Here is a 12,959-nt window from a genome sequence, read left to right on the forward strand (position 1 = left end):
TTGGGCGGGTTCACTATAGGTTCAAGCCAAGGGTCCTATCCCGCCGGGCATGATGTGGAGAAAGAACAACGTGAAACTGCGTGTTGCCCTAAGTCTCGCCGCGGCGGCAGTCGCGGCCCCGGCCCTCATGACGTCGGCCCCGGTCGCAGTCGCGCAAAGCGGCGACCTCGCCGCTGTCCAGCGCCATCTGCAACAGACCGAAAGCATGGTTGCCAGCTTTACCCAGACCGATCGCGCGGGAAAGGTGCTGGCCGGCACCATGACGCTGAAAAAGCCCGGCAAGATCCGGTTCCAGTATCAACAGGGCGTCCCGTATCTGATCGTGGCGGACGGCCGGAACCTGCATTTCCTAGACTATCAGGTGCGCCAGCAGCAGCGCTGGCCGATCGGCGATTCGCCGCTGGGCGTTTTGATCGACCCGCGCCAAGACATCACGCGCTATGCCAAGGTCGTGCCCGGCACCGATCCGCGCGTCCTTACGGTCGAAGCACATGACCCCAAACGCCCGCAATATGGCAGGATTTCCATGATTTTCGCCCGCGACAGCGCAGCGCCCGGCGGATTGCGCCTGCAAGGCTGGGTCGCGCTCGACAGCCAGAACAACCGCACGACGATCCGGTTGAGCGACCAGAAATTCAACGTGCCCGTCAACGACCGGACGTTCCGCTGGAACGACCCGCGTCGCGGTGGGCGGCCCGGTTAAATCGGCAATCTGAACGAATCTTTCAGTCCGTTCATCCCGGCGACAGCTTCGGATTGCTAGTAAAGAACGTGCGGAGAGCGGGGTTCCGGTGTTTCCCCCCTGTTGACCGGACCAAGTCCCTCTCCCGCCTGCGTGACGAACGCTAGGTTGGCCCTCGTTCCATGCCCCCGGAGCGAGGGCCTTTCCTTGTGTGACCGATATTCGGGCCGGGGCGGCCTGCAAACCGCCCTTGTCTGCGCTTCCGGTGCTCACGTGCTGAAGCACGCTGCGCGCCGGTTCTCTACAAGCGCAGTTTTCGGCACGCCCCAGCCCAAATCTCGACCACACAATCCGTAAGCAAAAACGACGTGGCGGCATTGCCAGTCCTCCCACCCTTTGCTAGGGGCTCGCGCCTGCCAGCGGCCGGAGCAATCCGGCGGCGTTTCCGTGCGGCCATGGCGGAATTGGTAGACGCGCAACGTTGAGGTCGTTGTGGGCGAAAGCCCGTGGAAGTTCGAGTCTTCTTGGCCGCACCAGGAAATCGGCAGGAGCACGCACCGGCGGTGGCGTCTCCTGCCCCATTGTCACCAGCAAAAACGAGCGGTGGCTTGGCGCTATTCAGTCGCGCGCAACTGGACGGTGCCGGTCTTCAATCCATCTGCCGTGGCTTGAATCGTGAAGTTTCCCGAACCAGAGCCCCGCACCAGCGCCGCTGCAACGCCATCGTTCGCAGCGCGGCTGTGCGAGGGGAATGGCGTGTGGTCGGTCGACGATGCATTGTCGGTCGCGATCAATTGCCCTGCACCCTTTACCGCAAACCTAAGGCGGTGCGATGCGCGCGGCACCGTGACGCCATTGGCATCAACCACGCGTGCGCGGACATAGGTCATGTCGTCGAACGTCGATCCAACCTCAGGCTTGTCCGGGGCCAGTTCGATTCGCGCCGCGCGGCCCGCGGTGCGCAGGGAGTCGGACAGATTGTTTGCGCCTGCGTCTCTACACACCGCGCGGACTTCGCCGGGGGCATAGGCCACGGACCAGCGGCGGGGGGCGGCATCCTTGTCGAGCGGCAACGAGCCGAGCGACCGCCCGTTCAGCATCGCCTCCACCTGCTGGCAATTGCTGTAAACCTCGATGATCTGCGGGCCGGGTGATCGCGCCTCAGGCGTCCAGTCGTCGAACAGCGCGATCTTTGGCTGGGGTGTGGCGACCGCGATCATCGTCGGCAGCACCGGCTGGTTCGGGCCGCCCGCGCCGTCGGTGGCCGGTCCTGCGGCACCGGGATCGGCGTTGCGTACGACATGGATCACCGGACGATCGGACCACCAGCTTTCGCGTTCCATGCCCCTGATCTTCTGGCGACCGGTGCGGTCGAGCAGCCCCGAGGGGTTCTGGATGTTGGGCCAGCCCGACCGGTTCGCCTCGCCCAGATAATCGATGCCGGTCCACAGGAACATGCCCGCAAAGGGAGCGAAATCGCGTACCGGTAGCCAGTTGCTGCGGTTATGCCCGTTCTCGGTGCCGATGATGCTACGTTTCGGATTCTGCTTGTGCGCCGCGATCAGTTCGTTCTCGCGGTAATTCTGGCCGACCACGTCGAGCATGTCGGCCAGGCCGTTCTCGTAATCCTTGGTCACATTGGGGCGGAACAGCGCCAGTGTCATCGGCCGCGAAGGATCGGCGGCATGGCCGATGTCGAGGATGCTCTGGAGCGCTGTCTTTGCCTGTACCGGATAGGCGGTGTCGTGGATTTCGTTGCCCGCGCTCCAGAGGACGATGCTGGGATGGTTGCGGTCGCGCCGGATCATGTCGAGCGCGTCGCGCTTGTGCCAGTCGCTGAAGAACAGGTGATAGTCCTCGGGCGTCTTGGCAACGTTCCATTGGTCGAACAGTTCGTTCATCACGATCAGCCCGAGTTCGTCGGTCAGGTCGAGGAATTCCGGGCTCGGCACGTTATGCGCCGTGCGGATCGCGTTGACCCCCTGGGCTTTCAACGCACCCAGCCGCTGCCGCCAGACGTCGAGCGGCACCGCCGCGCCGACCGCGCCGCCATCATGGTGCAGCGCGACACCCTTCAGCTTGAAGTTCCTGCCGTTCAGCCAGAAGCCGGTGGCGGGTTCGAACTTCGCCTCGCGGATGCCGAAGCGGACGGCCTGGTCGTCGAGGACGCTGCCGTCGGCGGCGCGTACGCGAATGGCGGCGGTGTAGAGCGCGGGATCGTCAACGTCCCAACGGCGCGGATTGGCGACGCGAACTTCGCGCGCGACGATCGCGGTTCGCCCGGCGGCGACATTGGTGAGCGCCGAGGTCGTCCGCCCCGCTTCGAGCCCGTCGGGGCCGGTCAGGACGACCTCGACCGTCGCGCCGCGCGCGGCGTCGCTCGCATTGTGGATTTCGGTCGAGATTGCCACCGTCGCGCTGTTCTTGGCGATCGTCGGCGTGTGGACGAAGGCACCGCCCTGAGGAATATGCACGTCGCTGGTTTCGATCATGCGAACATGACGATAGATGCCCGAACCGTTGTACCAGCGCGAGGAGGGCGCAGCCGAGGTGTCGGCGCGCACGGCGATCACATTCTTGCCATCGGCGCGCAAATGACGGGTGATGTCGTAGCGCAGGCTGACATAGCCCATCGGCCGGAAACCGACATGGTGCCCGTTCACCCACACGCCGCTGCGCTCCATGATCCCGTCGAACTCGACGAAATAGCGGCGACCGGGCTGAGGCTTGATGTCCAGCGTCCGGCGATACCAAGCGATGCCGGTGGGCAGGAAGCCGTTTTCACCTGCCGCTTTGGCATTGCGGTCGAACGGACCGGCGATCGCCCAGTCATGCGGGACCGACACGGTTTCCCATGCGCTGATATCGGCATCCGCCGTTTCTGCCCCTGCCGGATCGGCCTGAATGAAGCGCCAGTCGTCAGCAAGCGGAGTGGTGACGCGCTGGGCGAGGGCGGCAGCCGGTGGCAACAGCAGCGCAACGCCAAGCGCCAATCCCAAAGCGCGTGTTCGCTTGCTCATCCGCTCCACCCCTTTTGTCAGTCTTCGAAAACCGATCTTGGGCTGAGGCTATCAAAGTGGAAACGACAGTGATAGAGGTAATGTGGAACATGATCCCATATAATGGTAGCCACCATGGATATTAGAGTCGGGCTCTATTTGTCCTTCGGCCCGAAATTCAGCCGCCGCGACACGTTATAATCGAGCACCGTCATCACGAAGAACGCGCCGAACCGGGCAATGCGTTTCCACCAACTGCTGCGCGCGCGGTGCAACTCCCTGGTGATCCGTTCCGAATCGGCGATTTCGCCATCGACATAGGCGCGGACATGATCCGCGAACGCCTTATCCTCGATCCTCAGCATGACTTCCATGTTGATGAAAAAGCTGCGGATATCGAAATTGGCCGATCCGATATGCACGACGTCATCGATGACGATCAGTTTGGTATGGAATTTGGTCAGGCGATATTCGTAGATCTCGACCTGTTTGCGTAGCAGTCCGCGATAGGTGAAGCGGGAGGCCCAGATCGCCATCTGGTGATCGGTTTTGCCCGGCAGCACCAGCCGCACGCGCCCGCGTCGCCCCGCACGGCCGAGTCTTCGCAGGAAACTGACCCCCGGCGCGAAATAGCCCGCGAGAATGTCGATCCGCTTGCCACGCTTCAAATCGTGCCGGATCGCGCGCGCGAAGGGCGACAGCCGCCTTGTCGGTCCGCCATGCAGCCAGCGGACGGTGCCTTCGGGTTCGGACCAGGCGCGAAGCAGCCGCGTCAGCCCTCGAATCGGTGCCTTCGGAAAATGCGTCCAGACATTGAGCGCGTCGAAATAGCCCGCCAGCCGCCGCGCCGCACGCCCCTCGACCAGCAGCCCCAAGTCGCGCCATGCGCCGCTCGCGACGGTGCCGAAATAGGCATCCTCGATATTGAAGCCGCCGATGATGCAGCGCGTCTCGTCGGCGATCGCCATCTTTTGATGGTTGCGCAGCAGATATTTGCGCCCCAGTCGCGGGATGAAGCGGCACAGATCGGCACCAGCTGCTTCCAGCGGAGTAAAGAAATCATCGTCTGCCGCCGATGCGCCCAGCCCGTCGACGATCAGCGATACGCGGACCCCGCGTGTAGCCGCTGCGGCGAGCGCATCGCGCACCCGCGTGCCCGCGGCGTCATCGACGTAGATATAGAAGAGTACGCGCAGCGTTTCTTGCGCGCGGTCGATCAGATCGATCAGCGCCTCCATCCGCCGGGCGCCGGTATCGAGCAGCGTGAAGCGGTTGCCGTCGACGTGAAAGCTGGGTTGCGGGGGGCGATCGTCCATCACCTCCGGCTCATGGCGGGCAACGCCTGGCATCGCAAGCGCCGCCCCCGCACGATTTCTTGACAATCGGCCCGCCTGCCCCTAGTTCGCCAGCCTTTCCGACACCTGTCAGAAGTTTTGCGAAGGAAGCGTTCATGGCGCGCGTCACCGTCGAAGATTGCGTCGACAAGATCCCCAACCGGTTCGACCTGGTACTGCTCGCGGCCCAGCGCGCCCGCCAGATTTCGGGCGGTGCCGAACTGACGCTTGACCGCGACCGCGACAAGAATCCGGTCGTCGCGCTGCGCGAAATCGCCGAGCAGACGGTGCGCCCGAACCATCTGGAAGAATCGCTCGTCGGTTCGCTCCAGAAGGTCCAGATCGACGACGAAGAAGCACCCGACGAAATCGGTTCGCTGTCGGCATCGGCAGAGGCGCTGCGCCTCACCGCCGCCGCGCCGCCGCGCAACACCAATGTCGGTGGCGATTACGAAGGCTGAGGCTTTCGTCGGTTGCCAGGATTAGAAAAGGCCGCTCCGGAATGTCCGGGGCGGCCTTTTTCTTTGGCTTGCGGGTGTGACCAACTCACTTCGGCACCCCGGACCTGTTCCGGGGGCCACTGGGCGGCACGCGTGCGCTCGGTTTACGGAACGATGCGCAAACGGCTTGGTGGACCCCGGAACAAGTCCAGGGTGACGAAGGAGGCGTCTTAGCCCTCTTCTCCCACGTCAACCCGACCCTTGAACCCTTGCGCGATTACATACCATTCGGACGAACCCTTGCGGCTCGCAGGGGGCTTGGCGTGTTTGACCGCAGTGAAGTTGCGTTTGAGTTCGGCAACCAGGTCATGGTCGGCACCGCCTGCCAGTACTTTCGCCACATAAGCCCCGCCGGGGCGCAGGATTTCGCACGCGAACACCATTCCTGCCTCGACCAGCGCCATCGTGCGCAGATGGTCGGTCTGGGCGTGGCCGACGGTGTTCGCGGCCATATCCGACAGCACGATGTCGGCGTCGCCGCCCAGCGCTTCGGTCAGCACGCGCGGCGCGTCGTCCGATAGGAAATCCATTTGCAGGATCGTCACATCCTCGATCGGATCGACGGGCAGCAGGTCGATACCGACGATCGTCGCGCCCTTCGTCTTTTTCTGCACGACCTGGGTCCAGCCGCCCGGGGCGATCCCCAGATCGACGACGCGTTTGACCCCGCGCAACAGGTTGAACCGCTCGTCGAGTTCGAGCAGCTTGTAGGCTGCGCGGCTGCGATAGCCTTCGGCCTTGGCCTTTTTGACATAGGGATCGTTGAGCTGGCGCTCCAGCCAGCGGGTCGATTGCGCGGTGCGGCCCTTGGCCGTCTTGACGCGGGTATGTCCGGTGCTGCGGGTCATGCGACGCGTCCATTCATCAGGCGGCGAAGGATGCCTTCGCGAATGCCGCGATCGGCAATGCCGATGCGTTCGGCGGGCCATAAATCGAGAATCGATTCCAAAATCGCGCATCCCGCCACCACCAGGTCGGCGCGCTCGCGGCCGATGCACGGCACTGTCCCTCGTTCCTCCAGGCTCATCCGCGACAGCCGTTCGCTGACTCCGCGCATCGCCGCCGACGGCACGATCAGACCGTCGATCGCCGATCGGTCGTAACTGGTGAGCTCTAAGTGGACGCTCGCCAGCGTCGTCACCGTACCGCTGGTGCCGAGCAGGCGGTGGCCGTCGCCGTTCGCGGGGATTTTCTCGGCGAAGGGCGCAAACGCTTCGGTCACGACACGCCGCATCCGCGCATAGGCCTCGGCGCGCGCCGCGGCGCTTTCGCCGCCGCCATGCGCTTCGGTCAGCGAGACGACGCCCCAGGGTGCCGAATGCCAGGCGCGGACCCGCGGCACGGGTTCGCTGGCGTCGAGCAGCACCAGTTCGGTCGATCCGCCGCCGATGTCGAACACCAAAGCCGGGCCGTCGCCGGGCTCGAGCAGTGCATGGCAGCCCAGCACCGCCAGCCGCGCCTCTTCCTCGGCGGTGATGATGTCGAGCAGGATGCCGGTTTCGGCATGGACGCGTTCGATGAATGCAGCACCGTTCGACGCGCGCCTGCACGCCTCGGTCGCGACCGAGCGCGCCAGCGTGACGTTGCGGCGCTTCAATTTCTCGGCGCAGATCTTGAGCGCGGCGATGGTGCGTTCGATCGCCGCGTCGCTCAGTTGCCCGGATGCGGCCAGCCCTTCGCCCAACCGCACGATCCGCGAAAAGGCATCGACGACCGCAAAGCCGTCCTTGCCCTGTGGACGCGCGATCAGCAGGCGGCAATTGTTGGTACCCAGGTCGAGCGCGGCATAATGGCGCGCCGATGGCCAGCGGGGGCGAGGCGCGCCCGGATTCGCCGCGCGCGCGGTGGTCGTCTCACGGGTCCGTGGCCCCGATTGGGACGACAGATTGGCGGGATGGTCCCCCATGTCGTCACTCGCTTATATTCTATCCGTCACGGCGCAGTGCCGCTCGGTGGTTGGGGGCGACGCTATCGCAAGCGGTTGAACGGAGCAAGCGCAGTGGCGGGCAGGGGCTTGACCCCGCGAAACGCCCGTCCTATTCGCCGCCGCCTGATTGCCCCGTCGTCTAATGGTAAGACTACGGACTCTGACTCCGTCTATTGAGGTTCGAATCCTCACGGGGCATCCAGACTTTTCCTGACATCGATACGCATCATTTCGTCTTGCGAGGCGAGCGCGGCTTGTGACGTTTGCGTGACAACGCGGTTTCACGGGCATGACAATTCAACGTCAGAACAAAGACAATAAAATTCCACAAATCACGCCATTTGCATAACTTAATGTCACACGACTCTCACAATCGAACCCTAGAGGCGCTGTTGGACGGGCCGCGAACAGTGAGTCGCAGCGCCCGCGACAACCAAAGGGGCCAGGTCGATGAAGCGTTTTTCCACTTTTCTAATCGCAAGTTCGGCGATCGCGCTGACGGCATGTAACGGTGCGGCGGATATCGCATCGCCCGGTGAAGGCGTGATCGTGGTGCCCGCCCCGACGCCTGCCCCCACGCCTGCACCGACCCGCTGTCGCACACGCCGGGAATGACGAGCTGAAAGATCGTCCGCTCGTTGCTTTCTTCAAGACTGCCGCGCTCGAGCGCATTGGCGTCGGAGATACCGAGCTTCCTGGTCTTGAACCCCTGATGCGCTGGGCACGACGCCAGATAGAAGCGCGCGCCCTCACCTGAGAACACCACGTCCGTCGCGCCCATCGTCACGTAGAGGCAGTCCTTGTTGCCCAGCGTGAAGCTCTCGCCATCGACGGTCACCACACCCTCGACCGAGCCGACATTGACCACCGCCATCTCGCGGCGCTCCAGGAACGGATGCCCCTTGGCCGAGGCCGGTTCTTCCTGCGCGGGCAAGGCCACGTCCGCACCCGCCACCGCGACCCCGCCGATCACGAAGCGGTCGGCGTGGGTGTAGTTCAACACGCACTCGCCGTCGCGGAACAAGCCCTGGATCAGATAGCGATCCCGCAACTCCTCGTTCGACACCACCTCCATCATGTCCGGATGCGTGGCGTAGTAAGTGCGGTCGTACATGCGGGCTCTCCATGGAATGCGTTTTGCTCTTGGTAACCGGTGTCAGGTGCGGGTTCAACCCTAACATCTTCGATGCAACAGATTGCAGTCGTTCGCCCGCGCAGAGACTGTTCCGACACCCCTTACGGACCCCAATCCGTCATGCCAGCGAAAGCTGGCATCTCAGGCCGAAGCCACCGACACCCGAAATCTATGCAATCCGCGACACTATGAGGCGCGGATATCGCGCAATCCAGCGCTTGTCGGACACGCGACGGTCGAAAATGGGCAGCTTGCCGGTCGCGAACGCCAGTGTCGGTTTAAGCCGCAACGCAAAAAGATCTTCCATGCCGAACGGCGCATTGATTTCGATCGAACCTGCTGCATCTATCCGAGCTGCCATCGCGGTCGCCGTTTCAGGCCAATATCGCATCGCGTTGGCCACAGAGGTATAGGGCGCATCGCCGTTGCGACGATGCATCCGCGCCTGATTTTTACGGACCACTCGACATCGGGCAACGCAAACCCAAGCTGGCGTTCGATGCGCTGATCCATATCCTCGTGCTTTGCCGCAGGTCCGAACCACACGACATCGCCACTCGACGGACGAGTACCATAGCCGTGGAGATGGTCCCATACGGCATCGCGAACGAAACCCGCCCCGATCCAGCAGTCGGGAAGGTTGAGCGCCGCGACTGCCTCCAATGCGGCCCGTCTGACCTGGTCTTGGAACAGCAGCGTGCAAAGGGAGGCAATCTGGCTCAATTGCTGTCCCCGAAAGTTGCATCGCCCGCTCACCCCGGCGGGGGCGCGACAGAGGCCCGGCGGATCAGCGTCGAGACGAACAGTGCGTCCTCTCCGCCACTTTCGCCATTCTCCTCACCCCCGGCATCGCCAATCAGCTTCAGCGCCGCCGCGCGCGCCATCGTCGCGATCGGCCAGCGGACCGTGGTCAGCGGTGGCCACAGATGCGATGCGATCGAAGTGTCGTCGAAGCCGATGATCGACAGGTCGGCGGGCACGTCCAGGCCCCGCTGCCGCGCGACGTGCAGCGCGCCTGCAGCCATTTCGTCGTTCGAGGCAAAGATAGCGGTTGGGCGCGGCGACAGGTCGAGCAGGCGCTCGGCCGCGCGCATTCCCGATTCGAACGTGTAATTGCCCTGTGCGACCAGCGTCCGCTGAACGCCGATGCCCGCCGCCTCGATCGCCTCTTCATATCCCTGTTGCCGCTCGAACGCCGAACGGAATCCGTGCGGCCCCAGGATCATGCCGATCCGTTTGTGCCCCGCCTGGATCAGGTGATCGACCGCACCGCGCACCGCTTCGCGATCGTTCGACGCGACCATATGCTGCGCATCGTCGAACGGCGCCGATCCCATCCGCACGAAGCGACAGCCGATCTCCGCGCACAGTTCCGCCAGCGCATCATTTTCCGATATCGGCGGGAGCAGCATCACGCCGTAAGGACGCTGGCGTTCGAGGAACAGCCGGATGTCCGTCGCCATGCTGGGCGATCCGCGATCGACCGGGTGAACGATCAGTTCGAACTCGGTGTCGCGCAGCACTTCGAGCAGCCCCTGCTGCACGCCCAGCACCATGTGCGGATTGGGATTGTCGTGGATCAGTCCGATCAGGAAATTGCGCCTGAGCGCCAGTGCGCGTGCCTGCGGATTGGGGACATAGCCAAGCTCGGCAATCACTTCCTCGACGCGCTTGCGGGTGTCGCCGTTCAGGAGCGGCGACTGGTTGATGACGCGGCTGACGGTTTTCTTCGAGACGCCCGCGATCCGCGCGACGTCGTTGATCGTGGGCTGGGCGGTTTTCTTCACATCCAACGGCATAGCGCGCCGATCGGCCACCGCCAATCCATGACGATGCGATAGCCCCTTGCCAATGACACCGGTTTCCGTATTAATCCCGCGAAAGTATCGAAGAGGGGATGCATGAGCCAGGGCAGTCAGATTGCGAGCGCGTTTGTCGACGCGCGGCGCGCGGCACGGGCCCTGCCCGATTATCCCGGCACCCCGCCGACCAGCCTGGACGCCGCCTATGCGGTCCAGAACGATGCGATCCGTTTGTTCGGACAGCCCGTTGCGGGCTGGAAAGTCGGGCGGATCAACCCGCCGCTCGACCGACAACTCGGTAGCGACCGTTTGGCGGGACCGATCTTTCCAGACACCGTCGTCGATGGTCGCGGCACCACTCCAGCTATGCCGGTGTTCGCCGATGGCTTCGGCGCGGCAGAGGCCGAATATCTGATGCGGATCGGCACCGCGCCCGACCCGACACGCACCGACTGGAGCTTCGATGACACCGTTTCCCATATCGACGCGGTGCATGTCGGGCTTGAGATCGCGTCCTCGCCCTTTCCCGGCATCAACGATCTGGGACCGCTCGTCACGATCAGCGATTTCGGCAACAATCACGGGCTGGTGATCGGCGACGCGATCGACGGGTGGCGGGATCGCGGCTTTGTCGGCTGGCCGGTGCGGCTGGAGATCGACGGCGCGGTCGCGGGCGAAGCGACGGCAGAGACGATGCTCGACGGCCCGATCGGCGCGGCCGCCTGGCTGTTCACCACGCTGGCGGCGCGCGGCATCGCGCTGGCCCCCGGACAATGGATTTCAACCGGCGCGGTGACCGGGGTGCATGTCGTGCGCCCCGGTGCAAAGGTCACCGCGACGTTCAAGGATATGGCCGTCAGTTGCTCGATAGAGGCAGCGCGGCCGCAGGGATAAGCCTGCACCAGAGAGAGGATCATCATGGACGCGCAACCCGCCACGGCACCGGGGCCAATCGCGACGAAGGTCGGCAGATATCGCTGGTCGATCATCGCGCTGCTGTTTTTCGCGACCACGGTCAATTATATCGACCGCACGATGCTGGGGCTGCTCGCGCCGATGCTGGGCGACGAGCTGAGCTGGAACGAGAATGACTATGGCAACATCGTCACCGCGTTTCAGGCGGCCTATGCGCTGGGCTTCCTGCTCATGGGCTGGCTGGTCGATCGGTTCGGGCCGAAGATCGGCTATTCGATCGCGATCACGATCTGGACGATCGGTCATGTCATGCACGGCTTCGCGACATCGGTGTTGTCGTTCATGCTGTCGCGGATCGTGCTGGGCGTCGGCGAGGCGGGGCATTTTCCCTCGGTCGTGCGCGCGTCGAGCGAGTGGTTCCCGCAAAAGGAGCGCGCCTATGCGATCGGCTGGGTCAATTCGGCGACCACGATCGGCGTCATCCTGACCGCCCCGACGTTGTGGGTGTTCATGACCTGGCTCGGCTTCGGCTGGCGCGAGACGTTCTTCTACACCGGCATTTTCGGCGCGGTGCTGCTGGTGCTGTGGCTGCTCTTGTACAGCAATCCGCGCGAAAGCGGCAAAGTCAGCGAAGCCGAACTCGCCTGGATCGAACATGACCCGCCCGAAAGGATCGAAAAGATCGGCTGGGGCAAGGTCGTACGCACGCGCGAAGCCTGGTCCTTCGCGACCGCCAAGTTCCTGACCGATCCGGTGTGGTTCCTGATGCTGTTCTGGTTACCCAAATATTTCACGTCCACTTACGACGTCGATCTGTCGGTGGTGCTGCTCCCCATGATTGTCATGTACCTGCTCTCCGATGTCGGCAGCATCGCGGGAGGCTGGCTGTCGTCGCGGCTGATCCACAAGGGCTACACCCCCAATGTCGCGCGCAAGGTGACGATGCTGATCGCCGGGTGCTGCGTCACGCCGCTGCTATTCGTCACCAGCCTGGACAATATGTGGCTGGCGGTGGGCCTGATCGGGCTTGCGCTCGCCGGGCATCAGGCGTTTTCGTCCAACCTGCTGTCGATCCCGCCGGACATGTTTCCAAAGCGTGCGGTGGGATCGGTGATCGGGTTGGGCGGCTTTGCGGGTGGCATCGGCGGCATGATCATGGCCAAATCGACCGGGCTGGTGCTGGATGCGACCGCGGGAAATTACACGCTGATCTTCGCTTGCTGCACGGTGGTTTATTTCCTCGCGGTGGGGGCAATCCATCTGTTGTCGCCGCGGTTGAAGCCGGTGGAGATCGTACGGGTTTAGGCGGCTATTCGGGCGATGCGCGCGTGCTTGCCGGCTTCGGTGGAAGCGTGTCGGGCTGACGCCCCCATGTGTCGGAGGGGTGCATCGCCAAAACCTCACGGGTTCCGACACGGCAAAGCCGCGTCGTCGGTCGGGGCCTTGGCCCCGCCGTCCGTGCGGTCGCTGAAACACAAATTAGCGCAGCTAATTCGCTGCCACCGCTGGAGCGGGTGAAGAGATTCGAACCCCGCGCGTAGCCCGGAAGGGCGTAGCACCAACAAAATATTCGAGGGTTCCGACGTGGCAAAGCCACGTCGTCGGACATCGCCCAGGGCGATGCCGTCCGAACTGCCGCTGAGCACGATTTGGCGCAGCCGAATC

General features: G+C 63.8%; 10 protein-coding genes, 2 tRNA genes and 1 pseudogene. 6 read left to right on the forward strand and 7 right to left on the reverse strand.

Translation table 11 applies throughout. The features are described from left to right. Positions 1-127 precede the first annotated feature (127 nt). A complete protein-coding gene (locus tag ENHY17A_RS00860) occupies positions 128-703 on the forward strand; it encodes a LolA family protein (RefSeq protein WP_236547680.1) in 576 nt (191 codons plus the stop codon). 428 nt (positions 704-1,131) lie between these two features. Continuing rightward, a tRNA-Leu gene (locus ENHY17A_RS00865) sits at positions 1,132-1,218 on the forward strand. Between the two features lie 78 nt (positions 1,219-1,296). Here ENHY17A_RS00865 and ENHY17A_RS00870 read toward each other — a convergent pair. After that, entirely contained in the window at positions 1,297-3,702 is a 2,406-nt protein-coding gene (locus ENHY17A_RS00870) for a glycoside hydrolase family 2 TIM barrel-domain containing protein (RefSeq protein ID WP_159709331.1), read from the reverse strand. 134 nt (positions 3,703-3,836) lie between these two features. Then, complete coding sequence (locus tag ENHY17A_RS00875) at positions 3,837-4,997, reverse strand: phospholipase D-like domain-containing protein (protein WP_159709332.1); 1,161 nt, start codon at positions 4,995-4,997, stop codon at positions 3,837-3,839. 134 nt (positions 4,998-5,131) lie between these two features. On the opposite strand from ENHY17A_RS00875, the gene rpoZ reads away from it, so the two are divergent. After that, positions 5,132-5,476: a DNA-directed RNA polymerase subunit omega gene (gene rpoZ, locus ENHY17A_RS00880; protein ID WP_159709333.1), complete on the forward strand. Its 345-nt coding sequence runs from the start codon at positions 5,132-5,134 to the stop codon at positions 5,474-5,476. Positions 5,477-5,685: 209 nt separating this feature from the next. Here rpoZ and ENHY17A_RS00885 read toward each other — a convergent pair whose 3' ends face one another. Together ENHY17A_RS00885 and ENHY17A_RS00890 are read right to left on the reverse strand one after the other, a co-directional pair. Next, positions 5,686-6,363 (reverse strand): RlmE family RNA methyltransferase, encoded by a 678-nt coding sequence (locus tag ENHY17A_RS00885; protein ID WP_159709334.1) that lies wholly within the window; start codon positions 6,361-6,363, stop codon positions 5,686-5,688. After that, entirely contained in the window at positions 6,360-7,421 is a 1,062-nt protein-coding gene (locus ENHY17A_RS00890) for a Ppx/GppA phosphatase family protein (RefSeq protein ID WP_159709335.1), read from the reverse strand. Before ENHY17A_RS00890 ends, ENHY17A_RS00885 begins: the two co-directional genes overlap by 4 nt. A 149-nt stretch (positions 7,422-7,570) precedes the next feature. Between ENHY17A_RS00890 and ENHY17A_RS00895 the strand changes: the two genes are divergently transcribed. Next, positions 7,571-7,644 (forward strand) — tRNA-Gln (locus tag ENHY17A_RS00895). 165 nt (positions 7,645-7,809) lie between these two features. Here ENHY17A_RS00895 and ENHY17A_RS00900 read toward each other — a convergent pair. From ENHY17A_RS00900 to ENHY17A_RS00910, 3 genes and pseudogenes are all read right to left on the reverse strand, one after another. Further along, a complete protein-coding gene (locus ENHY17A_RS00900; protein WP_236547681.1) occupies positions 7,810-8,556 on the reverse strand; it encodes a 5-deoxy-glucuronate isomerase in 747 nt (248 codons plus the stop codon). A 190-nt stretch (positions 8,557-8,746) separates the two neighbouring features. Beyond that, positions 8,747-9,333, reverse strand: a pseudogene (locus ENHY17A_RS14880) (nucleotidyltransferase family protein). Further along, positions 9,330-10,364, reverse strand: coding sequence for a LacI family DNA-binding transcriptional regulator (locus ENHY17A_RS00910; protein WP_159713980.1), 1,035 nt, complete (start codon positions 10,362-10,364; stop codon positions 9,330-9,332). Before ENHY17A_RS00910 ends, ENHY17A_RS14880 begins: the two are co-directional and overlap by 4 nt. Before the next feature lie 114 nt (positions 10,365-10,478). Between ENHY17A_RS00910 and ENHY17A_RS00915 the strand changes: the two genes are divergently transcribed. Then, the gene (locus ENHY17A_RS00915) at positions 10,479-11,273 is read left to right on the forward strand and encodes a 2-keto-4-pentenoate hydratase (RefSeq protein WP_159709336.1); all 795 of its coding nucleotides are present in this window, start codon (positions 10,479-10,481) and stop codon (positions 11,271-11,273) included. A 24-nt stretch (positions 11,274-11,297) separates the two neighbouring features. Then, complete coding sequence (locus ENHY17A_RS00920; protein ID WP_159709337.1) at positions 11,298-12,599, forward strand: MFS transporter; 1,302 nt, start codon at positions 11,298-11,300, stop codon at positions 12,597-12,599. Positions 12,600-12,959: the final 360 nt, after the last annotated feature.

This window comes from Sphingomonas sp. AX6 (assembly GCF_902506605.1).
Taxonomy (GTDB): Bacteria; Pseudomonadota; Alphaproteobacteria; order Sphingomonadales; family Sphingomonadaceae; genus Sphingomonas.

Excerpts from the sequence above, each read along its gene's own strand:
- ENHY17A_RS00920 (WP_159709337.1), top strand. The coding sequence starts at position 11,298 with ATGGACGCGCAACCCGCCACGGCACCGGGGCCAATCGCGACGAAGGTC.
- rpoZ (WP_159709333.1), top strand. The coding sequence starts at position 5,132 with ATGGCGCGCGTCACCGTCGAAGATTGCGTCGACAAGATCCCCAACCGG.
- ENHY17A_RS00900 (WP_236547681.1), bottom strand. The coding sequence starts at position 8,556 with ATGTACGACCGCACTTACTACGCCACGCATCCGGACATGATGGAGGTG.
- ENHY17A_RS00875 (WP_159709332.1), bottom strand. The coding sequence starts at position 4,997 with ATGGACGATCGCCCCCCGCAACCCAGCTTTCACGTCGACGGCAACCGC.
- ENHY17A_RS00860 (WP_236547680.1), top strand. The coding sequence starts at position 128 with ATGACGTCGGCCCCGGTCGCAGTCGCGCAAAGCGGCGACCTCGCCGCT.
- ENHY17A_RS00890 (WP_159709335.1), bottom strand. The coding sequence starts at position 7,421 with ATGGGGGACCATCCCGCCAATCTGTCGTCCCAATCGGGGCCACGGACC.
- ENHY17A_RS00870 (WP_159709331.1), bottom strand. The coding sequence starts at position 3,702 with ATGAGCAAGCGAACACGCGCTTTGGGATTGGCGCTTGGCGTTGCGCTG.
- ENHY17A_RS00915 (WP_159709336.1), top strand. The coding sequence starts at position 10,479 with ATGAGCCAGGGCAGTCAGATTGCGAGCGCGTTTGTCGACGCGCGGCGC.
- ENHY17A_RS00885 (WP_159709334.1), bottom strand. The coding sequence starts at position 6,363 with ATGACCCGCAGCACCGGACATACCCGCGTCAAGACGGCCAAGGGCCGC.